Annotated in this window: 27 protein-coding genes; 13 read left to right on the top strand and 14 right to left on the bottom strand. The window is 72.4% G+C overall.

All coding sequences use genetic code 11. From position 1 onward, the window contains the following. Window positions 1-48: 48 nt before the first annotated feature. Complete coding sequence (locus ACLQ3F_RS17500) at window positions 49-1,005, bottom strand: HpcH/HpaI aldolase/citrate lyase family protein (RefSeq protein WP_357195487.1); 957 nt, start codon at window positions 1,003-1,005, stop codon at window positions 49-51. A 128-nt stretch (window positions 1,006-1,133) separates the two neighbouring features. On the opposite strand from ACLQ3F_RS17500, the gene ACLQ3F_RS17495 reads away from it, so the two are divergent. After that, window positions 1,134-1,958, top strand: a complete 825-nt coding sequence (locus tag ACLQ3F_RS17495; protein WP_425850304.1) for an SDR family NAD(P)-dependent oxidoreductase — start codon at window positions 1,134-1,136, stop codon at window positions 1,956-1,958. After that, the gene (locus tag ACLQ3F_RS17490; RefSeq protein WP_425850117.1) at window positions 1,951-2,268 is read left to right on the top strand and encodes a hypothetical protein; all 318 of its coding nucleotides are present in this window, start codon (window positions 1,951-1,953) and stop codon (window positions 2,266-2,268) included. The genes ACLQ3F_RS17495 and ACLQ3F_RS17490 overlap by 8 nt, the downstream gene beginning before the upstream one ends. Here the strand turns inward: ACLQ3F_RS17490 and ACLQ3F_RS17485 are convergent. Next, window positions 2,242-3,630 carry a hypothetical protein gene (locus tag ACLQ3F_RS17485; protein WP_425850114.1) on the bottom strand — a complete coding sequence of 463 codons (1,389 nt, stop codon included), beginning with the start codon at window positions 3,628-3,630 and terminating at the stop codon, window positions 2,242-2,244. The two genes, ACLQ3F_RS17490 and ACLQ3F_RS17485, sit on opposite strands and share 27 nt — an antisense overlap. Then, window positions 3,627-4,151 carry a SigE family RNA polymerase sigma factor gene (locus ACLQ3F_RS17480; RefSeq protein ID WP_279515046.1) on the bottom strand — a complete coding sequence of 175 codons (525 nt, stop codon included), beginning with the start codon at window positions 4,149-4,151 and terminating at the stop codon, window positions 3,627-3,629. Before ACLQ3F_RS17480 ends, ACLQ3F_RS17485 begins: the two co-directional genes overlap by 4 nt. 239 nt (window positions 4,152-4,390) lie before the next feature. On the opposite strand from ACLQ3F_RS17480, the gene ACLQ3F_RS17475 reads away from it, so the two are divergent. Further along, the gene (locus tag ACLQ3F_RS17475) at window positions 4,391-5,035 is read left to right on the top strand and encodes a hypothetical protein (protein ID WP_425850111.1); all 645 of its coding nucleotides are present in this window, start codon (window positions 4,391-4,393) and stop codon (window positions 5,033-5,035) included. Between the two features lie 7 nt (window positions 5,036-5,042). On the opposite strand, the gene ACLQ3F_RS17470 is transcribed toward ACLQ3F_RS17475, so the two are convergent. Further along, on the bottom strand, window positions 5,043-5,999 hold the full coding sequence (locus ACLQ3F_RS17470; protein WP_425850108.1) for a DMT family transporter: 957 nt from the start codon (window positions 5,997-5,999) through the stop codon (window positions 5,043-5,045). A 106-nt stretch (window positions 6,000-6,105) separates the two neighbouring features. Here ACLQ3F_RS17470 and ACLQ3F_RS17465 point away from each other — a divergent pair, with 106 nt between their 5' ends. Further along, on the top strand, window positions 6,106-6,825 hold the full coding sequence (locus ACLQ3F_RS17465) for an HAD family hydrolase (RefSeq protein WP_357221825.1): 720 nt from the start codon (window positions 6,106-6,108) through the stop codon (window positions 6,823-6,825). Window positions 6,826-6,833: 8 nt separating this feature from the next. On the opposite strand, the gene ACLQ3F_RS17460 is transcribed toward ACLQ3F_RS17465, so the two are convergent. Beyond that, window positions 6,834-7,364, bottom strand: coding sequence for a hypothetical protein (locus tag ACLQ3F_RS17460; RefSeq protein WP_425850104.1), 531 nt, complete (start codon window positions 7,362-7,364; stop codon window positions 6,834-6,836). 12 nt (window positions 7,365-7,376) lie between these two features. Continuing rightward, window positions 7,377-8,246, bottom strand: a complete 870-nt coding sequence (locus ACLQ3F_RS17455; RefSeq protein ID WP_355005099.1) for a PhzF family phenazine biosynthesis protein — start codon at window positions 8,244-8,246, stop codon at window positions 7,377-7,379. A 33-nt stretch (window positions 8,247-8,279) separates the two neighbouring features. On the opposite strand from ACLQ3F_RS17455, the gene ACLQ3F_RS17450 reads away from it, so the two are divergent. The 3 genes from ACLQ3F_RS17450 (at window position 8,280) to ACLQ3F_RS17440 (ending at window position 11,434) form a co-directional block, all read left to right on the top strand. Beyond that, on the top strand, window positions 8,280-9,566 hold the full coding sequence (locus ACLQ3F_RS17450; RefSeq protein ID WP_355005098.1) for a magnesium transporter MgtE N-terminal domain-containing protein: 1,287 nt from the start codon (window positions 8,280-8,282) through the stop codon (window positions 9,564-9,566). After that, window positions 9,559-10,209, top strand: a complete 651-nt coding sequence (locus ACLQ3F_RS17445; protein WP_355005097.1) for a DUF1003 domain-containing protein — start codon at window positions 9,559-9,561, stop codon at window positions 10,207-10,209. Before ACLQ3F_RS17450 ends, ACLQ3F_RS17445 begins: the two co-directional genes overlap by 8 nt. 76 nt (window positions 10,210-10,285) lie before the next feature. Beyond that, the gene (locus ACLQ3F_RS17440; protein ID WP_357195513.1) at window positions 10,286-11,434 is read left to right on the top strand and encodes an Mrp/NBP35 family ATP-binding protein; all 1,149 of its coding nucleotides are present in this window, start codon (window positions 10,286-10,288) and stop codon (window positions 11,432-11,434) included. Between the two features lie 138 nt (window positions 11,435-11,572). On the opposite strand, the gene ACLQ3F_RS17435 is transcribed toward ACLQ3F_RS17440, so the two are convergent. Together ACLQ3F_RS17435 and ACLQ3F_RS17430 are read right to left on the bottom strand one after the other, a co-directional pair. After that, window positions 11,573-11,998 (bottom strand): preprotein translocase subunit TatB, encoded by a 426-nt coding sequence (locus ACLQ3F_RS17435; RefSeq protein WP_355005095.1) that lies wholly within the window; start codon window positions 11,996-11,998, stop codon window positions 11,573-11,575. A gap of 97 nt (window positions 11,999-12,095) precedes the next feature. Continuing rightward, window positions 12,096-13,550 carry a trypsin-like peptidase domain-containing protein gene (locus tag ACLQ3F_RS17430; protein ID WP_425850100.1) on the bottom strand — a complete coding sequence of 485 codons (1,455 nt, stop codon included), beginning with the start codon at window positions 13,548-13,550 and terminating at the stop codon, window positions 12,096-12,098. A gap of 315 nt (window positions 13,551-13,865) precedes the next feature. Here ACLQ3F_RS17430 and ACLQ3F_RS17425 point away from each other — a divergent pair, with 315 nt between their 5' ends. Further along, on the top strand, window positions 13,866-14,435 hold the full coding sequence (locus ACLQ3F_RS17425) for an O-methyltransferase (RefSeq protein WP_238683858.1): 570 nt from the start codon (window positions 13,866-13,868) through the stop codon (window positions 14,433-14,435). 54 nt (window positions 14,436-14,489) lie between these two features. Here the strand turns inward: ACLQ3F_RS17425 and ACLQ3F_RS17420 are convergent, their stop codons facing one another. After that, window positions 14,490-15,965: a leucyl aminopeptidase family protein gene (locus ACLQ3F_RS17420; RefSeq protein WP_425850097.1), complete on the bottom strand. Its 1,476-nt coding sequence runs from the start codon at window positions 15,963-15,965 to the stop codon at window positions 14,490-14,492. A gap of 147 nt (window positions 15,966-16,112) precedes the next feature. Continuing rightward, window positions 16,113-16,280, bottom strand: coding sequence for a DUF3117 domain-containing protein (locus ACLQ3F_RS17415; RefSeq protein ID WP_007455245.1), 168 nt, complete (start codon window positions 16,278-16,280; stop codon window positions 16,113-16,115). A gap of 190 nt (window positions 16,281-16,470) precedes the next feature. Here ACLQ3F_RS17415 and ACLQ3F_RS17410 point away from each other — a divergent pair, with 190 nt between their 5' ends. The 4 genes from ACLQ3F_RS17410 to ACLQ3F_RS17395 are packed head-to-tail and all read left to right on the top strand — an operon-like array spanning window position 16,471 to window position 20,698. Beyond that, window positions 16,471-17,289: a PaaX family transcriptional regulator gene (locus ACLQ3F_RS17410; RefSeq protein WP_091394799.1), complete on the top strand. Its 819-nt coding sequence runs from the start codon at window positions 16,471-16,473 to the stop codon at window positions 17,287-17,289. Between the two features lie 4 nt (window positions 17,290-17,293). After that, complete coding sequence (locus ACLQ3F_RS17405; RefSeq protein WP_355005093.1) at window positions 17,294-18,085, top strand: enoyl-CoA hydratase-related protein; 792 nt, start codon at window positions 17,294-17,296, stop codon at window positions 18,083-18,085. Window positions 18,086-18,144: 59 nt separating this feature from the next. Further along, window positions 18,145-19,443, top strand: coding sequence for a DUF1800 domain-containing protein (locus ACLQ3F_RS17400; protein ID WP_425850094.1), 1,299 nt, complete (start codon window positions 18,145-18,147; stop codon window positions 19,441-19,443). Window positions 19,444-19,456: 13 nt separating this feature from the next. Further along, window positions 19,457-20,698, top strand: a complete 1,242-nt coding sequence (locus ACLQ3F_RS17395; RefSeq protein WP_425850093.1) for a DUF1501 domain-containing protein — start codon at window positions 19,457-19,459, stop codon at window positions 20,696-20,698. On the opposite strand, the gene ACLQ3F_RS17390 is transcribed toward ACLQ3F_RS17395, so the two are convergent. After that, complete coding sequence (locus ACLQ3F_RS17390) at window positions 20,695-21,318, bottom strand: hypothetical protein (protein ID WP_425850091.1); 624 nt, start codon at window positions 21,316-21,318, stop codon at window positions 20,695-20,697. The two genes, ACLQ3F_RS17395 and ACLQ3F_RS17390, sit on opposite strands and share 4 nt — an antisense overlap. A gap of 13 nt (window positions 21,319-21,331) precedes the next feature. Continuing rightward, entirely contained in the window at window positions 21,332-21,913 is a 582-nt protein-coding gene (locus ACLQ3F_RS17385) for a DNA-3-methyladenine glycosylase I (protein ID WP_357195534.1), read from the bottom strand. A gap of 137 nt (window positions 21,914-22,050) precedes the next feature. On the opposite strand from ACLQ3F_RS17385, the gene ACLQ3F_RS17380 reads away from it, so the two are divergent. Beyond that, window positions 22,051-22,947, top strand: coding sequence for a sterol desaturase family protein (locus ACLQ3F_RS17380; RefSeq protein ID WP_366605357.1), 897 nt, complete (start codon window positions 22,051-22,053; stop codon window positions 22,945-22,947). Here the strand turns inward: ACLQ3F_RS17380 and ACLQ3F_RS17375 are convergent. Together ACLQ3F_RS17375 and ACLQ3F_RS17370 are read right to left on the bottom strand one after the other, a co-directional pair. Continuing rightward, window positions 22,892-23,389, bottom strand: coding sequence for an SRPBCC family protein (locus tag ACLQ3F_RS17375; RefSeq protein WP_355005087.1), 498 nt, complete (start codon window positions 23,387-23,389; stop codon window positions 22,892-22,894). The two genes, ACLQ3F_RS17380 and ACLQ3F_RS17375, sit on opposite strands and share 56 nt — an antisense overlap. Further along, window positions 23,386-24,000 carry a DivIVA domain-containing protein gene (locus ACLQ3F_RS17370; protein ID WP_425850087.1) on the bottom strand — a complete coding sequence of 205 codons (615 nt, stop codon included), beginning with the start codon at window positions 23,998-24,000 and terminating at the stop codon, window positions 23,386-23,388. The genes ACLQ3F_RS17375 and ACLQ3F_RS17370 overlap by 4 nt, the downstream gene beginning before the upstream one ends. Between the last annotated feature and the right edge of the window lie 95 nt (window positions 24,001-24,095).

The following is a 24,095-nucleotide window of genomic DNA, read 5'->3' as shown; positions in this document are numbered from 1 at the left end:
TTGTCGGGCCGGTTCGACAGCCGGCGGCGGTCGTCCCGGCCCGGCCGGTCACTGCTCCGGTGGGGTGAACGACGAGGTACGGCTCATCCCGGCGGCCCGGCCCTTCGCGGCGACCACCAGCGCCATCTTGCGGGACGCTTCGTCGATCATCTCGTCGCCGAGCATCACGGCGCCGAGCCGGCCGCCGGCCTCCGAGGTGTAGTGCTCGTACGCGTCGAGGATCAACTCGGCGTGGTCGTAGTCGGCCTGCGCCGGCTGGTAGACCTCGTTGGCGGCGTCGATCTGGCCCGGGTGCAGCACCCACTTGCCGTCGAAGCCCAGCGCGGCCGAGCGCTTGGCCACCTCGCGGAAAGCGTCGACGTCGCGGATCTGCAGGAACGGGCCGTCGATGGCCTGCTTGTCGTGCATCCGCGCGGCCATCAGGATCCGCATGAGGATGTAGTGGTACGGGTCGCCCGGGTAGTCCGGGATCAGGCCGCCGACCACCATCGACTTCATGTTGATCGACGCCATGAAGTCGGCCGGGCCGAAGATGATGGTCTCCACGCGCGGCGAGGCGGCGGCGATCGCGTCCACGTTGACCAGACCGGCGGCGTTCTCGATCTGCGCCTCGATGCCGATCCGGCCGACCTCCAGGCCGATCGTCTTCTCGATCTGGGTGAGCGTCAGGTCCAGCCACTGCACCTGGTCGGCGGTCTGCACCTTCGGCAGCATGATGCAGTCCAGGTTGGCGCCGGCGCCCTCGACGACCTCGATGACGTCCCGGTAGGTCCACGGGGTGGTCAGGTCGTTGACCCGGACCACCCGGGTCTTGCCGGCCCAGTCGCCCTCGTTGAGGACGGCCACGATGTTCTTGCGCGCGTCCGGCTTGGCCAGTGGGGCCACGGCGTCCTCCAGGTCGAGGAAGACCTGGTCGGCCGGGAGGCCCTGGGCCTTGCCGAGCATCTTCACGCTGGAACCCGGCACGGCGAGGCAGGACCTGCGGGGGCGACCGACTGCGGCCATGGATGCGCTCCTTCCAGCGTCCGGCGGGCATGCCGACGCCACCTGACGACAGATACGGGACCTTAACGATCCCAAAGGGCGTTGTGACGTCACGGTAACCTCGCGCCATGACCGGGGTGAATGGACCTGTGGAAGATCTCACTGGGCGCCGACTGGTGGTGGTGACCGGGGCCAGCTCCGGCATCGGGCTGGCCGCTGCCGTGCACCTGGCCTGCCGGGGCGACCAGGTGGTGCTGGTCGGGCGGGACCCGGCCCGCCTGCAGGCTGCGGCCGAACGGGTGCGGGAGACCTCCGGCGAACGTCCGGAGCTGTTCCGGGCCGACTTCGCGATCCTCGACGACGTACGCCGACTGGCCGAGCGGCTCCGGGCGGCGTACGACCGGATCGACGTGCTCGCCAACAACGCCGGCGCGATCGCGCTGCAACCACTGAAAACCGTCGACGGCTTCGAGATGTCCATCCAGGCAAACCACCTGGCCCCGTTCCTGCTGACCAACCTGCTGGCCGACCGGGTGGGCCGGGTCGTGGTGACCGCCTCCGGCGCGCACCGCTTCGGCGCACTGGACCCGGACGACCTGAACAAGCCACTGAGTAGTTACTGGCCGCTGGGCGCGTACGGCACCAGCAAGCAGGCGAACGTCCTGTTCACCGCCGAGGCGGCCCGGCGCTGGCCGGACGTTGCCGCGTACAGCTTCCACCCCGGGGTGGTCCGTACCCGGTTCGCCAACGACAGCAGGATCGTCGCGTTCGGCATGCGCTTCATGCCGTTCCGCAGCCCGGAGAAGGGCGCCGAGACCCTGGTGTGGTTGGCCGGACAGGAGCGTTCCCGGCTGATCAACGGGGGGTACTACGTCGACCGACGCCCGCGGCGACCGCTCCGGAAGGCGGCCGATCCGCAGCTCGCCGCCCGGCTGTGGGCGGCGAGCGTCAAGGCGGTCGGTCTCGATGACTGACCGGGCCGATGAGCTGACACTCGTCGCGATCGTCGAGTTCGCCGTCGGGGCGGAGGCCGCCGGGCAGCGCTACGAGGACGCCGTGCTGGCCCTGCTGAAACGGCACGGCGGCCGGTTGGAACGGCGACTGCACGGCACCGACGGGCAGGCCGAGGTGCACGTGATCCGGTTCGCCGGACGGGCCGGCTACGAGTCGTTCCTCGCCGACCCGGACCGGGCGGCCCTGCGTGCCGCCCTCGGCGAGGCCGCCCCGACGACCCGGGTCATCGAGGTGTACGAGGGGTCAGCCGCCGCGGAGGAGTCGGTCTGACCGTCGAGCGCGCCGGCGTCGCAGCCACGACAGCACGGGCAGCGCGACCAGGACCGCCAGGATGAACCCCACAGCGAGCGCCCAGAACGACGGTGGCCCGTAGTGGGGGCGGCCGGATTCGCGTACCGCCCCGTCGATCGCGAGGTCGGCGGCGACCGACAGGTCGGTGATGCCCTCCGGCGTCCGGAAGAGCACCTCCGGCGCGGTCGCCCCCCGACGTAGCACCACGAGTTCCACCGCCTCCGTACCGACCTCGTGATAGGGCCCCCAGGCGACGTCGTGCTCCTCCGGGCTGTCCACCGCCGCCGGGCCCGGTACGCCGACCAACGCGACCGCTTCGTCCGCCGAGCGCCAGCCGAGCAGTTGCACGAACGAGCGGGAGCGCAGCGGCGGGAACGCCGCGCCGGCCAGTGGGGTGCCGTCGACTGTGGACCGGGGGACCAGTGTCCAGGTGCGTCGGTAGGACGGAACCGGGCAGTCGGTGCAGGTGGACCGGCCGAGGACAGCAACCGAACGGCCGTCGGGCAGCCAGGACCCGGCCCCGGCGAGCCGCCCGCCCGCCAACGGCAGCTTCCGGTACGGCTCGGCCACCCGATCCGCGCCCGCGTCGTCCACCCGGGCCAGCCAGACCTCGTCGCGGAGCTGAAGGGCGAGGTCGCCGCCGTCCGGCGACAACGCGGCCGTACGCCCCGGCGGAACCCAGGTGGTGCCGACCCGCACCCGCAGCACGTCGGTCCCGTGATCCCGGTCGTAGACCCCCACGTACGGGGTGGAGTAGGTGTTCGGGGACGTGAACGTGGTGTCGTCGTCGGCGTAGACCAGGCGTTTCCCGTTGGGCGCGAAGGCGAGTGGATAGCCGTCCGGGCGATCCGTGGTGGTCCTTCCGGACGTGAGATCGAGCAGCGACGCGCCCATCCAGACATACCGGCCGTCCGGGGAGAGCATCGCCTCGAAGCCCGCGACGGCCGGATCGCCGTTCAGCACGCGGTAGCGGTCGTCGTCGGCCGCCACCACGGCCATCCGGGTCTCGAACCAGTTGGTGCGCACGGCGGGACCGCCGAAGAGCATCGCGGCGGTACCCGGCGCCGACGCCCGCACCGAGGCGGTCCGCAGCGGCGGGTCGACGAGCCGGGTGGGCAGGCCCGGGGCGTCGTGCCGAGGGCTGGCGGGCAGCGTCAGGGCGACCGGGTGCAGCGCGTACCCGGTGCCCAGGAGCAGGACCAGGACGGCGAGCGCGCCGGCGACGACGGCCCGGCGGCGACGGTGCCGGGTCCGCGCCGCGTCGAAGAGCCCCGCCGGTACGCGCGCGGGCGGCACGTCGTCCGCGAGGCGACGCAGCGCTTCGGAGAGCCGAGCGGTCACCGGGCCACCTCCTGCGGGTCACGGCCGACGAGTTCGGCCAACTCGGGGGCGAGGACACGGAGTCGGCCGAGGGCGTGGCGGGTCTGACTCTTCACGGTGCCGACCCGGCAGCCGAGCAGTTCCGCCGTCTCCGTCTCGGTGCGGTCCTCGTAGTAGCGCAGCACGAGGACCGCGCGCTGCCGCGCGGTCAACCGGGCCAGCGCCGCCGACAGCACCAGCCGCAGATCGGTGTCGTCACCCGGCCCGGGGCGTTCCGGCAACGCCCCGTCCAGCCGCTCCGGTGGGCGGGCCCGCCGCCAGCGCCACCAACTGGCCGCCTGCGTGCAGAGCACCCGGCGCAGGTAGGCGCGCGGGTCAGCGATCCGCTCCCACCGCACCGCGACCCGAGCGAGTGCCACCTGGACCAGGTCCTCGGCATGATGCCGGTCACCGGTCAGCAGGTACGCGAGCCGGGTCAGCCCGGCGGTCTCAGCCCGGACGAAGTCGGCGAAGCCGTCCCGGGTGCGGTCCTCAGTCGTCAACGGATCGCCCTCCTCACCCGGACAGACGCCGGGCGGGCCCTTCGCGGAGGGAACCAGCGTTGATGTTGTGTTCCTCGCCGACGGGGAACTGGGCAGCCTGCTCGCCGCTCTCGGCGACTCCGCGCCGACCACCAGGGGGCGTCGAGGTGCGGGGACGTGCCCTTCCACCTTTACTTCATCATCCTCGACCCGCGAGAACAAGACTTGATCTTGGCTCGGTCGGCGGTCAGGGTAAGTCCATGGATTTCGATGCGACAGCCACCGCGCGACGGGCCCTGTGGATCGGTGGCGGACAGTGGGCCGGCAAGTCCACTGTCGCCGTCAACCTGGCGCTGCGGCACGGGCTGACCGCGTACCTCTACGACCGGCACGACGCTCGCGGCCACGACGACCGACGCGTGGCCGACCGCGTCCGACGTGGTGACCCGCCGGCTGACCCCGACCCGGACGCCGCCTGGGTGCACACCGATCCGGCGCGGATGGCGGCCGAGACACTGGCCGGCTTCCCCCGTCGCTTCGAATGGGTCCTCGACGACCTCAGCGCACTGGTCTGCGGACGGCGGGTGGTGGCCGAGGGTTGGGGGCTGCGAGCGGAACTGGTAGCGCCGCTGGTGGAGTCGGTACGGCAGATGGTGGTGCTGGTGCCCACCCCCGGGTTCCGAGCCCACCAGATCACCCGACTGCCCCGGGCCAGCGCTGCGGTAGCCGGGGTGAGCGACCCGCCTCTTGCGAACCGTCACCGGTGGGAACGCGATGAGTTGGTGGCGGCGGACGCGGTCGTGCAGGCCGAGCGACTGGGGGTCCGCGTGATCCGGGTCGACGGCAGCCTGGACGGCGAAGGACTGACCGACCTGGTGGCGGACCACTTCGCCGCATACCTGTGAATCCCCGTCAGGACAGTGGCGTCGGATCGGCGGGCAGGGCTGTGGGTTCGGCCGCACGGCGGCCGGCGCGGGCGCCGCCCAGCACCACCACCGCCACGCCGGCCAGCAGCATCGCCATGCCGAGCAGCGCGTACGGGCGGGGCACCTGCCCCAGCCAGGCCCAGCCGAGCACTGCCGCGCCGGGCGCCTCCAGCAGGATCAGCACGCTCACAGTTGTCGCCGGGATCTTCCGCAGGGCGTAGTTGAACATCGAGTGCCCGAGCAGTTGAGCGCCGGCCACCAGGGCCAGGATGGCCAGCCAGGTACGCCCGTCGAAGCCGGTCAGCCGCACGCCGCCGACCAGGCACAGGGCCAGCAGGATCAGCGCGCAGATCCCGTAGCAGATGGTGGTGTAGGTGGTGGTGCTGATGCTGACCCGGGCCCGCTCCCCGAAGGCGGTGTAGACGGCGGCGAACATGGCGCCGATCAGCGCCAGCACGTCACCGAGGACGGCCCGGCCGGAGACCCCGACGTCCACCCCGGTGGCGACCGCCGCGCCGCCGACCGCCACCGCGATGCCGGTCCACACCACCCGGGGCAGCGGACGCCCCTGGGCGCGGGCGATCAGCCCCTGCCAGACCGGCTGGGTGGCGACCAGGGCGGTGGACGTGGCGACCGAGGTGAGTTGGGCGCTCGGCACCCAGGTCGCGAAGTGCCCGGCGAGGGCGACCCCGGACAGAACGCAGAACAGGCCCTCCCGCCGGCCCGCGCCCACTGTCAGTCTGCGGAACTCGGCGCGGCGTCGGACCAGTGCGAAGGGGCTCAGGACGGCCACCGCGAGCAGGTTGCGCCAGAACGCGATGGCCAGCGCCGGAGCGGCGGCGTACGCGATCAGCGGCGCGGACGACGACACGGCGACCACTGCCAGCCCGACCGCGCCGGTGGTCAGCGGATCCAGGGACGGTCGGGGTGAAGGTGGGGGCACGGGACGTAATCCTCACACGTATGACGGTCAGCACGGAGGGTCATCACTCCGTTACGATCACGCGGTTCCGCGCCGGCGACCCTCGACCGCCCGGAGGCGCTCTCCCATGCCCAGCTACCAGGCGGTGCTGTTCGACTTCTTCGGCACCCTGACCCGTTCGGTACAACGCGGTGTCGCGCACGTCGGCACCGCCGAGCTGCTCGGATGTCCCACCGAGGTCCTGACCGAGGTGCTGAACCGCACCTACTACGAGCGGGCCAGCGGCCGGCTCGGCGACGCCGAGGCGACACTGCGCTGGGTGTGCGCCCAGGCCGGCGTACACCCCAGCGACCATGCGGTACGGGCAGCGGTGGCATCCCGGCACCGGGCGGTCCGCGCCGACACCTGGCTGCGGGCCGACGCGGTGCCGGTGCTGGCGGCTCTGCGTCAACGCGGCCTGCGCACCGGCGTGATCAGCGACTGTACGCACGAACTGCCGGCCTTCCTGCCGCAGCTCGCGGTCGCCCCCCTGCTCGACGTACGGGTCTTCTCGGTGCAGGTCGGGCGGTGCAAGCCGGATCCGACGCTCTACCTGACGGCCTGCCAGCGGCTCGGGCTCGCGCCAAGCGACTGCCTCTACGTCGGTGACGGCGGCAGCCAGGAGTTGACCGGCGCCGAGCGGGCCGGGATGACCGCCGTCCGGCTCGCCGCACCGGATCTGGCCACGCACATGGTCTTCAACGCCGACCGGGACTGGTGCGGCCCCGCCCTCGGCACCCTGGGCGAGGTGCTCGCCCTCGTCGACGCCGACGCGGCGGTGGCGGGCGTCGGCGGTCGGACGGGCTGATCGACCAATCAGCGGCGGCGGACCCGGTGCAGGCGGAACGGCTTGCGGGTGGCCCGGACCGCCGGAGTCGCCCGGGGCGGCTCGGCCTGCGCGTCGGCCGGCAACTCCGCTCCGGCCAGCGGCGTACCGGCCGGGGCGAGGCGGTTCACCGCGCATCCGTCGGCGGCCCACCGGGCCACCAGGTCAGCGGTCGGACCGGGCGCGTTGAGGCGCTTCGCCGCCACCAGCGGCGCGGCGACGTCCCACGCCTCGGTGCCCGGCTGCAACCGGCTCACCCGGGCCGGCCAGGTGACGATCCGGCCGCCGTGGTCGCCGCGCAGGGTGACCTGGGCCTCCGTCGCGTCGGCCAGACCCGGTGCGGCCTGCTCGCCCGGCCCACTGACCACCAGCAGCGCGCCCTCCAGCGGCGCGCACCAGAGCGCGAGCGCCGGCCCACCCGCAACGCTGACCCAGGCCACGGCGGCCTTCTTCATCGCCTCGTCGACCAGTGGGGTGCCCCGGGGGGCGGTCTCGTCCGTCACACCCGCATCCTCCCGCATCGGCGCCTCCGCTCAGCCCACGAACGGCGGCACGGCGATCTCGCCCCGGGCCACCGGCACCACCTGGCCGGCGACGGTCGCGCCGACCGCCGCCCCGTTCGCCGCGGTGACCGTGCAGGCCAACGCGGACGGACGGTTCATCTCCACGCCCTGACTGACCGCGTACTCGGACCGACCCTCACCGGGCAGCAGACCGCTCGCGACCAGCCAGACACCGAGGCCGAGGGCCGCCGAACCGGTCGCCGGGTCCTCCGGAACGCCGATTCCCGGCACGAAGACCCGGGCGTGCGCGGTTTGCGCGGCCGCGTCCCAGGAGAAGACGCTGACGTGCGAAACCCCGTACCGCTGCGCCGCCGCGGCATTCACCTGCGCGCGGGCCACCGACTCCGGCCGTACCGGCAGGAACGGGAACTCCAACCCGCAGCCGGCGACCCGTGGGGCGGGCCCGATGTGGTCCTCGGCGACCAGGCCGGCGATCTCCAGCAACGGCTCCGGGTCCAGCTCCGGCCCGAGCGTCGGGGCGCCACCGGTCAGCGTCGCCCCGGACGCGGTCACCTCGATCGGCAGCACACCGGCCCGGCACTCCTGGGTGACCTGCCCCACACCGAACATGCCCCGCCGGCAGGCGGTGACCGCCGCGCCGACACTGGGGTGCCCGGCGAACGGCAACTCCTCCACCGGGGTGAAGATCCTGGCCCGGTAGGTGACGCCGACCTGGGTCGGCGGCAGCACGAACACCGTCTCGGACAGGTTGAACTCCAACGCGAGCGCCTGCATCTGCTCGGTGGCCAGCGCCTCCGCACCGAACACCACAGCGAGCGGGTTGCCGGCGAAGGGGCGATCGGTGAAGACGTCCACGATCTCGTAGGCCAAGGTCGACATGTTGATAAACACTAGGCGCTTAGGCTGGTGCCCGTGAGTACGCCGACCCGGGTCTACATCGCCCGTCTCGCCGGAGTCGCCGTCTTCGACCCGAACGGCGATCAGGTGGGCAGGGTTCGTGACGCCGTGGCACGGCTGCGGGCGACGAAGCGTCCGCCGGAGGTGGTGGGCCTCGTCGCCGAGATGCCGATGCGTCGTCGGATCTTCCTGTCCATCAACCGGATCACCTCCATCGACGCGGACGCCGTCGTGCTCGGCTCCGGCACCCTCAACCTGCGCCGGTTCGAGAAGCGTCCGAACGAGCTGCTGGTGCTCCAGGAACTGCTCGACCGGCGGGTGCAACTCGACCCCGGCGGCCAGCCCGGCGCCGTCGTGGACGTCGCGATGGAGTGCACCCGGGGTGGCGAGTGGTCGCTGACCCGTGTCGCCGTCCGCGAACAGACTGGTCGGCTCAGCCGCCGCGGCCACCTGCACCAGGTCGAGTGGGACCGGGTGCGCGGGCTCAGCGGCATCGCCGACAACCGGGGTACGGCGAACCTGCTCGCCGTCCTGGAGGACATGCGCCCCGCCGACCTGGCGAACGCGTTGCAGGATCTGCCCGACGCACGACGCAACGAGGTCGCCGCCGCGCTGGACGACGAACGACTGGCCGACGTGCTCAGCGAGCTGCCGGAGCACGACCAGGTGGAGATCCTCGCCGCCCTCGACCGGGAGCGGGCCGCCGACGTCCTGGAGGAGATGGACCCGGACGACGCCGCGGACCTGCTCAACGAACTGCCTCCACCCGAGCAGGACGTGCTGCTGGACCTGATGGAGCCGGACGAGGCCGACCCGGTACGCCAACTGCTCAAGTACACCCCTGGCACGGCGGGCAGTGTGATGACCTCCGAGCCGGTCATCCTGCCGCCGGACGCCACAGTCGCCGAGGCGCTGGCCCGGATCCGGGAGCCACAGCTCTCCCCCGCCGTGGCCGCGCAGGTCTTCGTGACCCGGGCACCGCAGAACACACCGACCGGCCGCTACCTGGGCATGGTGCACTTCCAGGCGCTGCTGCGCGAACCCCCGGCCGACCTGCTGGGCAAGGTGGTGGTCAACGACATCGACCCGCTGCGCCCCACCACGCCGCTGCCGGAGATCACCCGCCGGATGGCCACCTACGACCTGGTCGCCATGCCGGTGATCGACCGCAACAACCGACTGGTCGGTGCCGTGACGGTGGACGACGTGCTGGACCACTCGCTGCCCCGGGACTGGCGGGACCGCGACGCCCTCGTCGCCCCGGGCACCACCGACCCCGCGCTGGACGGCACGGATGGCTGACCAGCGTCGGACGGAGCGCCTCGACCAGCCACGCGAGCCCCGGGGCATCAAGCTGCCCCGGTTCGACGCGGAGGCGTTCGGTCGATGGTCCGAGGGCATCGCCCGAGGCATGGGCACCGCGAACTTCATCGTCGTCATGACTGTGGTGATCGCGATCTGGTTCGTCTGGAACACCCTTGCCCCGGCGAACCTGCGCTTCGACCCGTACACCTTCACGTTTTTGACCCTGGTGCTGTCGTTGCAGGCCAGCTACGCGGCCCCGCTGATCCTGCTGGCCCAGAACCGGCAGGCCGACCGGGACCGGGTGGCCCTGGAGGAGGACCGGCGACGGGCCACCGCGCAGAAGGCGGACACCGAGTACCTGGCCCGGGAGATCGCGGCCCTGCGGATCGCGCTCGGTGAGGTCGCCACCCGCGACTTCCTCCGCTCCGAGCTGACCCGGCTGGCCGAGGAACTGGACGAGGTGGGGCAACGCCGGCAGCGACTGGAGCGCCGCCAGCAGGAGAAGGACAACCGGCAGGAGCGACGTGGCCAGCGGCCGACCGACGGCGTCGGCCTGGAAGAACCCCGTGACGACCTGGACGGCGACTTCACCCGCAACGCCCGGCCGGACGGCACCGGCCCGCGCCGGTCGGAGGGCTGACCGACGGGTCATCGATTGGCTCACACCGCGCTGGGCAGCGGCGGCAACGGATGCCCCGCGACGTAGCATTGCGGGCATGTCAGCACCCGTGAGCACCGTCGAGGACGCGATCCAGGCCGCCCTGGCCACCGTCAACGACCCGGAGATCCGCCGGCCCATCACCGAGCTGGGCATGGTCCGCTCCGCCACGATCGGTGCCAGCGGTGTGGTCCGCGTCGAGCTACTGCTCACCGTCGCCGGCTGCCCGCTGAAGGACAAGCTGCGTACGGACATCACCGCCGCCGTCGCCTCGGTGCCCGGAGTCACCGGCGTTGAGATCGACTTCGGGGTGATGACCCCCGAGCAGCGGCAGTCGCTGCAGTCGCAGCTGCGCGGCGGCGGCGCCACCGAGGAGCCCGTCATCCCGTTCGCCCAGCCCGGCTCGCGCACCCGTGTGTACGCGGTGGCCAGCGGCAAGGGTGGCGTCGGCAAGTCCAGCGTCACCGTCAACCTGGCGGCGGCGCTCGCCGCCCGTGGGCTCTCCGTCGGGGTCGTCGACGCCGACATCTACGGCCACTCGGTGCCTCGGATGCTCGGCACGGAGGCGCGGCCCACCCGGGTCGAAGACATGATCATGCCGCCGCAGTCGCACGGCGTGAAGGTGATCTCGATTGGCATGTTCACGTCCGGCAACGCCGCAGTCGTGTGGCGCGGCCCGATGCTGCACCGGGCGTTGCAGCAGTTCCTGGCCGACGTCTACTGGGGCGACCTGGACGTGCTCCTGCTCGACCTGCCGCCGGGCACCGGTGACGTGGCCATCTCGCTGGCCCAGTTGCTGCCCAACTCGGAGATCCTGATCGTCACCACCCCGCAGACCGCCGCCGCCGAGGTCGCGGAGCGGGCCGGGGCGATCGCCCTGCAGACCCACCAGCGGGTGGTCGGCGTCATCGAGAACATGTCCTGGCTGGAGCTGCCGGACGGCTCCCGGATGGAGATCTTCGGCGCCGGCGGTGGTGAGGCGGTGGCCCAGTCGCTGAGCCGGACCATCGGCGCGCAGGTGCCGCTGCTCGGTCAGATCCCACTGGACACCCGGGTCCGCGAGGCCGGCGACGCCGGTAACCCGATCGTGCTGGCCGAGCCGGAGTCCCCGGCCGCTCAGGCGCTCGGCACGGTCGCCGACCGGCTCGCCCTGCGCCGCGAATCGCTGCTCGGCAAGCCGCTCGGTCTCAAGCCCGCCGGTCGCTGACCGGTCCGTAGTCCGCCAGGCGCTGGCCGCATGGTCGACTCGGGTTTCTGGAAATCGGGGCATCCCGCGCCGTTTGACGGGCCGACTTCCTGAAAACCGAGTTGATCAAGGCAAGCGCGGGCCCCGGGGGCGGGTCGGTCAGGTGGCGTCGTCGTAGCTGGCCCGAGGGGCCGGGGCCGAGGAAGTGCTGGTGGCCGTGCTGGCGGGCGAATTTCCGTTCGACCGCAGGTCGGCGGCGTTGGCCACGTCCTTCAGGTCGTTGTGCACGCCGCTGACGTCCGCGCGCAGGTTGTCGTAGACGCCCTGCAACGGCTTGCGGATCGCCGCCTCGTCCTCCTCGCTGAGGAGGTGCTTGCGGATGAACGCCTTCGGGTGCAGGTCTTCCAGCTGGATGTCGGTGCCCAGCTCACGGCTCAGGTCACCGGTGGCGTTGCGGGCCATGTTGCGCAGGTTTCGCACCAACCGCAGGCCGTCGGTGATCACGGCGGGAAGCCGGTCACCGAAGATCAACAGCGCCAGGAGCAGCAGCGCACCGATCTCCCACCAGTTCAGGTTGTCGAGCATCCCGCGGGCCTCCTCTCGGCGTCAGCAGCAAGACTACGCACGACGGACGGCTTTCGGGCAAGGGGTGCGCCGCTGTTCACTTCGCTTCCGCGCCGAGTCACTTCGCGTCCGCGGCGAGAGTTACCGAGGTGTTCTGCCGGGCAGAGCCCCGCCGATACTCGACGGTCACGATCGAACCCGGCGCGTACTTGCGGACCAACGCGGTCAGATCCGTCGGCTCGGTCATCGGCCGCCCGTTGATCTTGAGGATCACGTCACCGACCTTCAGTCCGGCGCCGTCCGCAGGGCCGGACGGCTCCACCTCGGCCAGCCGCAGGCCGCCCCCGACGACCCCGGTCGGGCCGTCCGCCCGCGCGCCGATCACCGTACGCCGGGCCTTGCCGGTGCCGATGATGTCCTGGGTCACCCGCTTGGCCTGGTTGATCGGAATGGCGAAGGCGAGCCCGATGTTTCCGGCCTCCTGCCCCTCGGCGACCAGTGACTTGATGGTGGAGTTCACTCCGACCACCCGGCCCGCGCCGTCGACGAGTGGGCCGCCCGAGTTGCCGTGGTTGACGGCGGCATCAGTCTGGATGGCCGCGTAGTAACGCACCGGGCCGCCCGGCTCACCGGCCTGCATCGTCCGGTCCAGCGCACTCACGATGCCGGCGGTGACCGTGTTGGCCAGCGACAACGGCGAGCCGATGGCGAGCACGGGGTCGCCGACCGCCAGCGCGTCGGAGTCGCCGAACTCCACGGGTCGCAACCCGGGACGACTCACCTTGATCACCGCGATGTCCGACTCCGCGTCCTGGCCGACGATGGTCGCCGGCGCGGTGCTGCCGTCGTTGAAGACCACCGAGGCCTTGCCGGTGCCGCCGGCCACCACATGGTCGTTGGTGATCACATGGCCGTCGGTGGTGGCGATGAAACCGGAGCCCTCACTGGTCCCGCCGAGGCTGCTCACCCGTACGGTGACCACGCTGGGCAGGACCCGTTCGGCGACCCCGGCCAGCGACTCTGGTTTGCGCTGCGCCAGCGCCGGCACCTCTGCGGGCGCACCGCCGAGGACCGCCGCACCAGCGCCGCCGCGCACCGCGAACGCGTAGCCCAACGCACCGCCGAGGGTGCCGGCCAGCAGCGCGGTGATCACGGGAATGAGCAACAGGTGGCGCAGTGTCGGCCGGCCCGGCGCATCAGGGTCGGTGACCGGCTCGGGCTCGGCGCCGGGAGCCACCACCCCGGGCACCACCACAGCGGTCGGGGCCGCCGGGTCGCGCCAGGGGTCGGCGAGCGCGTCCGACCACCAGGCCGACGCATCGGCAGAGCCTGGCCCGCCCGAAGCCGACGTCGGCCAGGCCGGTGTCGGTCCGCCGGAAGACGCCGGCCAGGCGGGTGTCGGTCCGCCGGAAGACGCCGGCCAGCCCGGTGCCGGCCCGCTGCCTGGCGGGCCGAGGGGCGGGCGGTCAGCCCCCGGCATGGTCGGCGGCCCCACCGACGGGGCTCCTGCCCCGGGCGGTCGCGCCGGAGCCGGAGTCTCACCGCCCCGGCGCCAGTCCCAGCCGTCGGTCACGTGGTGCCTCCCAGTCCGTCCCCGGATCCCGTGCCGCGTCGCCCGGCCACGGGCCGGTCTGGTCGCGGCTGACGGGATACCGCCTCCAGGATTGCACGGATGGACGCGGTGCAGTCAGCGGTTGCCCCGGTGATCGCTCCGGGCGGAGGCGCGGCTGCGCGCCCCAGGACTGTCGCCTCTACGCTCACAGTGCCAACCCGCCCCCGCACCACGCACCGCCCCCGGAGGTGCCCCATCGCCACGGTCGCCGGTTCCGGCAGTTCGACGACACAGGCCCAGCATTTCGCCGAGTCGTACGTCACCGAGGATCTCGTTCTGCGTACCGCCCGCAGCCTGGCCCGGGAGGTCGGCCTCGACGCGGTCACGCCCGGCGCGGGGGCGGCGCTGCGGCTGCTGGCCGCCGCCGGCAACGCCCGTGCGGTGGTGGAGATCGGCACCGGCACCGGGGTCAGCGGTGTCTGGTTGCTGCGCGGCATGCGCGTCGACGGCGTGCTCACCACCATCGACGTGGAGGTGGAGCACCAGCGGATCGCCCGACGGATCTTCGCCGAGGCGGGTTTCGCGGCCGGGCGTACCCGGATCATCACCGGTCGGGCGCTCGACGTGCTGCCCCGGCTCGCCGACGGCGCGTACGACCTGGTCTTCGTGGACGCGGAGGCGACCGGCTTCCACGCCTGCGTGGAGGCGGCGCTGCGACTGTTGCGCCCAGGGGGTGTGCTGGCGCTCAACGGTGTGCTGGCCAGCGGCCGGATCGGAGACCCGTCCGCCCGGGATGCGGAGACGGTGACGGTTCGCGAAACGATCAAAGCGGTCCGGGAGTCGGAGCACTGGATCCCCGCGCTGCTTCCGGTCGGGCACGGGCTGCTCGCCGCGGTGAAGTGCTGATTCGAGCCCAGGACGGGTCAGAGCCCCGGTTGCGCCGAGGCTCTGACCCGCACCTTAGTTGACGTCGGCGAGCCAGCGCAGCAGCGAGCGGACGCCCCAACCGGTGGCGCCGCGGCTGACCTCGGCCTGGTCTCCGTCGGCCCAGGACGGGGCGGACATGTCCAGGTGCAGCCAGCGGTCTCGTAGTTCACCGGTGAACTCGCGCAGGTAGAGCGCGGCCAGCACCGAGCCGGCACCCTGGGTGGGCGCGCTGTAGAGGTCGGCGATCTCGCTGCCGAGGTACTCGACGTAGTCGGTGTGCAGCGGCATCCGCCACGCCGACTCGCCGGCCGCCTCGGCCGCCGCCAGCACGCTGGCGGCCAGTTCGTCGTTCTCGCTGTACAGGGCGGCGGTGCGCTTGCCGAGCGCCACCGAGTTCGCGCCGGTGAGCGTGGCCAGGTCGAGCAGCAGGTCCGGCTTGAGCTGCTGCACCGCGTACGCCAGCGCGTCGGCGAGGACCAGGCGACCCTCGGCGTCGGAGTTGGTCGTCTCGCTGGTCGTACCGCCGTAGTGCCGGATCACGTCGCCGGGGCGGAACGCCGAGCCGCTGACCATGTTCTCGGCCAGCGGGGCCAACGTGGTGATCCGGACCGGCAGCCGCAGCGCGGCGGCGCCCACCGTGGCGGCGACGACCGCAGCCGCGCCGGCCATGTCCTTGCGCATCAGCTTCATCGACGCCACCGGCTTGATCGAGATGCCGCCGGTATCGAAGGTGATGCCCTTGCCGATCAGCACCACGTGGGTGCGCGCGTTGGCGGGGTGCCAGTCCAGCTCGACCAGCCGCGGGCCGCTGGCGGAGCCACCGCCCACGGCGAGGATCCCGCCGAAGCCCTCGGTGGTCAGCTCGGCCGGGCCACGGACCCGCAGCCGCAGGTCCGGAAGGTCGGCTGCGGCGGAGGCCACCTGGTCCGCGAACCACTGCGGGGTCTTCACCGAGGAGGGGGTGTTGGTCAGGTCCCGGGCGAGATGCGTCATCGCGGCCGTGGTTCGGGCCGTCGCGACGGTGTCCTCGTACCCGGTGGGGTCGTCGAGCAGCAGGTCGACGCCGGTGAGCGCCGGTCGGTCGCCGGCCTCGGTGAGCCGGAAGCGGTACGGGGCGAGCAGCAGCCCCTCGGTCAACCCGCGAACCGCGGCAGCTGTCACCTCGGCCGGCAGCGCGATGGTGATATGCGTCTCAGCTGAGGCTGAGCGGGCCAGGGCCGCGCCGGCCGCCCGCCAGGCCGCCTCGTCGCCGTCGCCGATGCCGAGCAGTAGCAGCCGACCGGGGGTACGCCCGGGGCGCAGCTGGGTGTGGATCTCGCCGGCTCGGCCGGTCAGCCGGGCCGCTGACACCAGCGCTGTCGCCTCGTCAGCCGTGCCGTCCGGGCCCGCCACGGCGGTCGGTACCGGCTCGGCCGAGGTGTCACCTTCCGCCGTCGAATCGGCGGAGCGGACGGGCAGAACGAGGACGTCGAGCCGGTCGGGCTCGGCGATCAGACGAATGGCGAGCACGCGGAACCGCACCTCCAGGAAAGTGTCGCGGGTCGGCGGCCAACCTGCCTGCCCGCAGCGTTGAAGGCCCTGAGCCACCGGTGGTTCCGGTGGCTCAGGGCCTGAAGAACGTTCCGGGCGGCCTGAGCCGCCCGGAGCACTCCTTACTCAGCCGGCCGCTGCCTTCAGTGCGTCACCGAGCGCGTTGGCCTCGTCGGGAGTCATCTCGACGACGAGCCGGCCACCGCCCTCCAGCGGGACCCGCATGACGATGCCCCGCCCCTCCTTGGTGACTTCCAGCGGACCGTCGCCCGTCCGCGGCTTCATCGCCGCCATGTTGTCTCCCCTCAGACCTACACCAGGGTCGGTGGGTTGCCCCACAGCCACTTCGTCACGACCACCCGCAACGGTCGCGGGGGTGTCAACAAACGATTTTCCCTGATGAACACCGCCGGACCCAAACCGGAGCAGCATTGATGTAACAGCATCTAGCTTATCTTGAGAAGGCCTGTCACAATGTGCGGTCATGCAGGCACGGTCGGCACTCTTCGACCTGTACGGCGACCACCTCCGTCCGAGGGGTGGCCGGGCACCGGTTGCTGCCCTGGTCAAGCTACTGGCACCGCTGGGAATCGCACCGCCAGCGGTTCGCACCGCCGTCTCCCGGATGGTGCGCCAAGGCTGGCTCGAGCCCCTCCGGTTGGTCTCCGGACCCGGATATTCGATCACACCGAAAGCTGCCCGCCGACTCGACGAGGCAGCTGCCCGGATCTACCGGACCGGCCGGGTCACCTGGGACGGCCGGTTCGATCTGCTGGTGTTGGAGGCCCCGGGCTCCCGGCGGGACCGCCAGCGGCTCGCCGCCAACCTGAGCTTCCTCGGCTACGGGACGCTCGACGAGCAGACCTGGGTCGCCACCCGCCCCGCCGAGGATGTCGACCTGCTCCTCGCCGAGACCGGCATCCGGTTCGAGCGGTTCACCGCCTCGCACTTCTCCGGCACCCCCGGCGCGATGGGCGTGGTCCGACGCGCCTGGAACCTGGCCGAGATCGGCCGCGCCTACGAGCGGTTCGTCGCGGACCAGCGCCCGCTGCTCGCCGCGGTCACCGTACGCAGCAGCGACGAGGAGGCGTACGCGACGCGGTTCCGCCTCGTGCACGCCTGGCGTACGTTCCTCTTCCAGGATCCGCAGTTGCCCCCGGCGCTGCTGCCCGAGCGGTGGCCCGGCACCGCCGCGGCCAGTTTCTTCGACCGACACGCGGCCCGCCTGCGTCCGGCCGCCGACCGGTACGTCGAACAGTGCCTCGACGCCGGCAACCGCATCGTCCGACAGAAGGGTCGTTAGACACGTGACCGAGCCGCTGCTGGTCGACCGGACCGATGCCGTCGTCACCCTCACGCTGAACCGGCCGAAGGCGATGAACGCGCTCGACGTGGCGCTCAAGGAGGCGCTGCGCGACGCCCTCGCCGAGCTGGAGACCGACCGGTCCTGCCGAGCGGTCGTCCTGGCCGGGGCCGGCGGGTCGTTCAGCGCCGGGCAGGACCTGCGCGAGCACGTGGCCACCCTGGAAAACTCCGGCAATGATCCGCTGGGCACCGTGCGGGCGCACTACAACCCGATTGCCGCCCGGCTCGCCAACCTGCCCAAGCCGGTGATCGCCGCGGTCCGCGGGATGGCCGCCGGGGCGGGCGCGTCGTTGGCGTTCCTGGCCGACATCCGCATCGGCGGTCCGACCACGAGTTTCCTGATGGCCTTCGCCAAGGTCGGTCTCGCCGCCGACACCGGCGCCTCCTGGACGTTGCCGCGACTGGTCGGGCACGCCAAGGCGGTGGAGCTGCTGATGCTGGCCGAGCCGGTCCGCGCCGAGGAGGCCTGCCGGTTGGGCCTGCTCAACCGGTTGACGGACGACGACGAGCAGGTCCTGCCCGTCGCCCAGGAGCTGGCCGCCCGCCTCGCCGCCGGCCCGACCGTCGCGTACGGGGCGATCAAGCGACAGCTCTCCATCGCCGACGCCGGCACCCTCGCCGACGCCCTCGCCGCCGAGGCGCAGGCCCAGGCGATCTGCGGCGCCACGGCCGACCACCGGGCGGCCACCCTCGCCTTCGTCGGCAAGCAGAAACCGGTCTTCGAAGGACGCTGAACGCGATCCGGACGCCGCCCTTACGGTCCTCGAACACGGGCCGCCTAGCGTCGGCCGGTATGAGCGATCGTGAAGCGGTGGCGCACCTGCTGCGCCGGGCCACCTTCGGGCCGACCGCCGACGAGGTGGACGCGGCCGAGCGGGCCGGGACGGCGGCGACGCTGGACCGGCTGCTCACCCCGCCCGCGACGGACCGGGGTGCGGCGGCCACGCCGGTTCCGACGCTGCCCCCGGACCCGTACGCCGGGCTGACCAAGGACTCCACCCGCGAGCAACGGCAGCAGGCCAACGCGGAGCGCCGCAGGCAACTCCAGCAGGTCACCGAGTGGTGGCTGGACCGGATGGTGACCGCCGAGGACGGGCTGACCGAGAAGTTGGTCTTCTTCTGGCACGGGCACTGGGCGACCAGCGCCCAGAAGGTCAAGTCGGCGCCCCTGATGGTGGGCCAGTTGGAGACGCTGCGCCGGCACGGTCGTGGGCCGCTGGGCCCGCTGGTCGCCGCGATGGTGCGCGACCCTGCCCTGATCGTCTGGCTGGACGGGCAGAAGAACACCCGCAAGGCGCCGAACGAGAACCTGGCCCGCGAGCTGATGGAGCTGTTCACCCTCGGTATCGGCGCCTACAGCGAGGCCGACGTGAAGACCGGCGCGCGGGCCCTGACCGGCTGGGTGGTCGACAGGCGTACCGGTGCGGCCCGCTTCGAGGCCCGCCGGCACGACAGTGGCGAGAAGAGCATCCTCGGGCAAAGCGGCCGGTTCGACGCCGGAACGTACGCCGGCCTGCTGGCCGCCCAACCGGCGGCCGCGACCTTCGTGGCCGGTCGGCTCTGGTTCCGCTATGCCGGCACCGAGACCCCGGCCCCGGACGGCCTGGCCGGCGCGGACACCATCGCGACCCTACGCGCGCTCTTCTCCGCACCGGCCTTCACGCAGACCCGGGGCACGCTGGTGAAGCAGCCGGTGGAGTGGTTGGTCGGTGCGCTGCGGCAACTCGGTATCCGACCGTCCGCGCTGCCCGAGCAGCAACGCAGACAACTGCTGGCGGGTCTGAACGCGCTCGACCAGGTGCCGTTGCGTCCACCCAGCGTGGGCGGTTGGCCGGCCGGGTCCGCCTGGCTGACCACCTCGTCGTTACAGGCGCGGCTGCGGACGGCCGGGGTGCTCGCCGCCGCCACGGCTCCAGCGGTGCTGGCCCGGCTGACCGCCGCGCCCACCGCCGGGCGACCGGACGCGCTGGCCCGACTGCTCGTGGTCGACGGCTGGAGCGCGCGCACCCGCGCCGCTCTCACCCCGCTGGCCGGTGAGCCCCGCACGTTGCTGGCCGCCGGCCTGGTCAGCCCCGAATACACAGTCAGCTGAGCGGAGAGTCGACATGGACACCCTGACCCGACGCAGGTTCCTGCTGACCAGTGGGGTGGTCGGCGCTGGCGCGTTGGCCGCCGGGGCCGGCGCGTACAGCCTGCGGGACCTGCTGGACACCAGCGGAGACCGGGACCAGCAGTCCCGCACGCTGGTGCTGGTGACCCTCTACGGCGGCAATGACGGCCTCAACACGGTCATCCCGTACGGCGACCCCGCCTACCGGGCGGCTCGACCGGAGCTGGCGTACCCGGACGGGGAGGTGCGGCGGTTGGACGACGACTTCGGCCTCAACCCGGCGCTGGCCGGCCTGCACCAGCGCTGGTCCGGCGGTGGGTTGGCGATCGTGCGTGGGGTCGGCTACCCGAAGCCGGACCGCAGCCACTTCCGTTCGATGGACATCTGGCACACGGCGCAACCGGACCGGCCCGGCAACACCGGCTGGCTCGGGCGGTGGCTGGACGGCGCCGGTGGCGACCCCCGGCTGGCGGTCTCCTTCGAGCCGGCGCTGCCGCCGCTGCTGGCCGGGGCGCAGAGCGCCGGTGCGGCAGTGCCGGTGACCGACCGGAAGGCAGCCAAGGGGCTGTCGGCGCAGACGCTGACCGCGTTCGAGGCCGCCGAGCCGGGTGAGTCCGCCGCGCGAGCCCGGGCCGCCGCCTGCTTCGCCGACCTGCGGTCGGTGGACGAGATGATCCGCCAGGTCCGCGACTCCGACAACCTGGACATGGCAGACCCGGACGGCGAGCAGGCTCCGGCGACCGCCACCGGCGGGGCGAAGACTCCGCTGGACGCCCAGCTGGACCTGGTCGCGCAGTGCGTCGAGGCGGGAGTGTCCACCCGGGTCTTCTCGGTGTCGCTGGGCGGCTTCGACACGCACGCCGACGAGAAGCAGTTGCAGGCGGTGCTGCTGGGTCAGCTGGACCGGGCGTTGACCGGGTTCGCCGACCGGATGAGTCGCACCGAGGCGGGCCGGAAGGTGGTGGTGGCGGTCTACTCCGAGTTCGGCCGTCGGGTACGCGCCAACGCCTCCGACGGCACCGACCACGGCACCGCCTCGGATGTGCTGCTGCTCGGCGCGGGCGTCCGGGGCGGCTGGCACGGCGCACCGCCGAGCCTCACCGACCTCGACGACGGCGACCTGAAATACACGACGGACTTCCGGGACGTCTACGCCACTCTGCTGGAGCGGGTGCTGGACACCGACCCGGGTCCGGTCCTCGCCGACTGGCGGGGACGGGTGGACAAGCTCTTCTAATCGTCCTCTTCCGGGTCCTGGTTGGCCTGCTCGCCCAGCACGAACGCCTGCATGGCCAGCTCGTCGCCGGACGGCGAGACGAAGGCGGGCAGCTCACGCGGGCCCAGCTCCTGCACGTAGGACCAGAAGAGCCGCACCGCCTCGGCCGGCGTGTCGGCCTCGATCGGCAGGTCGAGGCTGACCAGCCAGGTGCGGCGCACCGGGGGCGGGCCGAGCTGGTCGGCCAGCGCCCGGAAGGCCGCCGGCTCCACGGCGGTCACCGGCCCGTCGAGCGTGAGCAGGTCGGCCGGCACCGGCTCGTCGAAGGCCCGCCGGGTGTACGCGACGACGAGCGTGCCCGGCTCGACCGGGGACTGCGGGTCGTCCGGGTCCTCGCGGTGGCGTCGTCCCGGCTCGGTGACCCGGCCGAGGGCCACCAGCCGTGGCGGCGCGTCGACCAGCACTGCCACCTGGTCGCCCGGCCCTGGCCGGGCGACGTCGGTCAGCCCGGTCAGCTCCAGCGTGTCGTGGTGCACGAGCCGCTCGGCCTCGTACCGTTCGGCGGGCAGCAGCACGGCCCAGGTGCCCATCCCGTCGGCGTTGCCGGCCGCACCGGCCCGGTGCGCGGTCTCGGTCGTCATGCCTGCCATCTCATCACGCCGCCGGTGGGACGGTGACGTGACAGCCGACGATGTGATCGTCGACCATCCCGGTGGCTTGCATCAGCGCGTACGCGGTGGTCGGGCCGACGAACCGGAAGCCGCGCTTCTTGAGTGCCTTGGCCATCGCCGTCGACTCCGGGGTGATCGGCGCCAGCTCGGCGAACGAGGCGGGGCGAGTCGGCCGGGGCTCCGGCGCGAAGGACCAGAGCAGCGCGGACAGGCCCTCCGGCAGCTCCAGTGCGGCGCGGGCGTTGGCGATCGCCGCCTCGATCTTGGCCCGGTTGCGGACGATGCCGGCGTCGGCGAGCAGCCGGGTGACGTCGGCGTCGTCGTAGCGGGCGACGGTCGGAATGTGGAACTCGTCGAAGGCCAGTCGGAACGCCGGACGCTTGCGCAGGATGGTCAGCCAGGACAACCCGGACTGGAACGCCTCCAGCGTCATCCGCTCGTAGAGCGCGTCGTCTCCGCGCAGCGGTCGCCCCCACTCGGTGTCGTGGTAGACGGCGTAGTCGGGGGTGCTCGACCCCCAGGCGCAGCGGGCCAGCCCGTCGGCTCCGATCACCAGGTCAGTCACCTGGTACACGCTAGGGCATCCGTCCGACACCCCATTGCCACCGGCCGCCCGGCTGCCTATGGTGCTTGTTACCGACCGGTAGGTCGAGGTCACCCGACGGTGCGCCCCGACCGGTGACGGCGAGCGGAGGCCGCGCGGTGAAGGAGTTCCCGGACGTCATCGCCTGGTCGATCCCGGCCTTCGTGCTTCTCATCGTGTTGGAGCGGATCTCCTACCTGCTGCACCGCGACGACGACGAGGTCGGCTACGGCGGCGCCGACACCGCGACCAGCCTGACGATGGGGCTGGGCAGCATCTTCGCCGACCTGCTCTGGAAGGTGCCGATCGCCGCCGCGTACGCGCTGCTCTACGCGCTCACCCCGCTGCGGGTCGCCGAGCTCTGGTGGACCTGGCCGCTGATCCTGCTCGCGCAGGACTTCTGCTACTACTGGTCGCACCGCGGCCACCACGTGATCCGCATCCTCTGGGCCTCGCACGTGGTGCACCACTCGTCGCAGCGGTTCAACCTCTCCACCGCGCTGCGCCAGCCGTGGACCGGCCTGACCAGTTGGGTGTTCTACATTCCGCTGATCCTGGCCGGCGTCCACCCGGCCGTTGTCGCGTTCTGCGGCTCGGTCAACCTGCTCTACCAGTTCTGGATCCACACCGAGCGGATCGAGAAGATGCCGCGCTGGTACGAGGCGGTGTTCAACACCCCGTCGCACCACCGGGTGCACCACGCGTCGCAGGGCAGCTACCTGGACCGCAACTTCGGCGGCATCCTGATCGTCTGGGACCGGCTCTTCGGGTCGTTCGCGCCGGAAGGGGAACGTTGCGTGTACGGCCTGACCAAGAACGTCGGCAGCTACAACCCGGTCCGGGTGGCCTTCCACGAGTACGCCTCGATCGCCCGGGACCTGCGCGCCGCGGTGACCTGGCGGCACCGGGTCGGGCATCTCTTCCGCGCACCGGGCTGGCAGCCGGCACCGGGCTCCCCGGTCAGGGCAGCCGGCCCTGCTCGACCAGACGGGCAAACCTCTTCAGCGCCTGGGTGAGGCCGAGCTTGGAGCCGGGCCAGAGCACCGGCCACGCCAGTCGACCGGCCCGACCGCCCGGCAGGTGGAACCACTCGTGCCAGACGACCTGGGTGCGGTCCCGGTCCAGCTGGGTGCAGCGCAGCACCCCCGGGCCGCGCAGCAGCTGGCCGTGGTGCACGACGCCGATCTCGTACGGCTCGTCGACCCGGACCACCAGCATCTCGTCGCGCAGCGTCGCCCGGCCGAGCGCGGTCACCGCCTCGATCCGGCTGCCCTCACGGCCGTCGCCCTCGACCACCCGGACGCGGGTGAACGGGATCCAGTCGGACTGACGTTCCCAGGCGAGCAGCGCGGCGAACACCCGCTCCGCCGGGGCTTCGACGATCACCGTGGCGGTCACCTCACCGGCACCGGGTCGGGCCGCCTCGCGAAGATCGTCAGCGCCCTCCGGCTCGGTCACGCCGACTCCGACCGAACCACCGCGTCGCGCTGGTCGGTGCCGGCGGTCTGCTCACGATCGGCCGACTCGTCGTCGGCGGGCGCGGCGGCAGGCGCCACCCCGTCCGAATCCGCCGGGGACGAGCTGGCGGCGGGCAACGGGCCGGGAGTCGTCGAACCGACCGGGGCCGAGCCCGCCTCGCCGGTCAGGGGCACGTCCCTGCCCGGCTCGACCGCCTCGCCCGGCTCGGTCGCGTCCGCGGGAGTCACCTTGCTGGCGGACTGCTCGCGGGCCTGCCGCAGCACGTCCGCGTCGTCGGTGCGCCCCTCACGCAAGGCGATGACCTCCGACTCCAGTACGCCGATCAGCTCGGACTTGTAACCGATGTCGTAGGCGGCACGGCGCAACGCCTTATCGACCTGGTCCATCCGGTACCCACGCAACCCGGTGTCGAAACGGACCGCCCCCACGTCGGATTCACGCAACGGGCGGGTGCCCGGCAACGCCACGGCCTGCGAATCCGGCTCGGCCGGCACCAGGCCGGGATCACGCCCGCTGACCAGCACCGTCACACCGAATATCACCGCTGCGACTGTCAACGCCACGACCAGAAGGAGCAGAAGCTGACCCATGTACTGATCGTGGCATGGCAGCCGGCCGGGAGCGACCCCGCCACCCGCCTCGATCACGATCGGTGCCGACGCCCGCCCGGGATGGTGGACGGGCG

Origin of the sequence: Micromonospora sp. DT15 (genome assembly GCF_049841475.1) — a bacterium.
Classification (GTDB): Bacteria; Actinomycetota; Actinomycetes; order Mycobacteriales; family Micromonosporaceae; genus Micromonospora.
The sequence above is the reverse complement of the archived record's forward strand: the minus strand, read 5'-3'. Positions and strand labels throughout refer to the sequence as shown.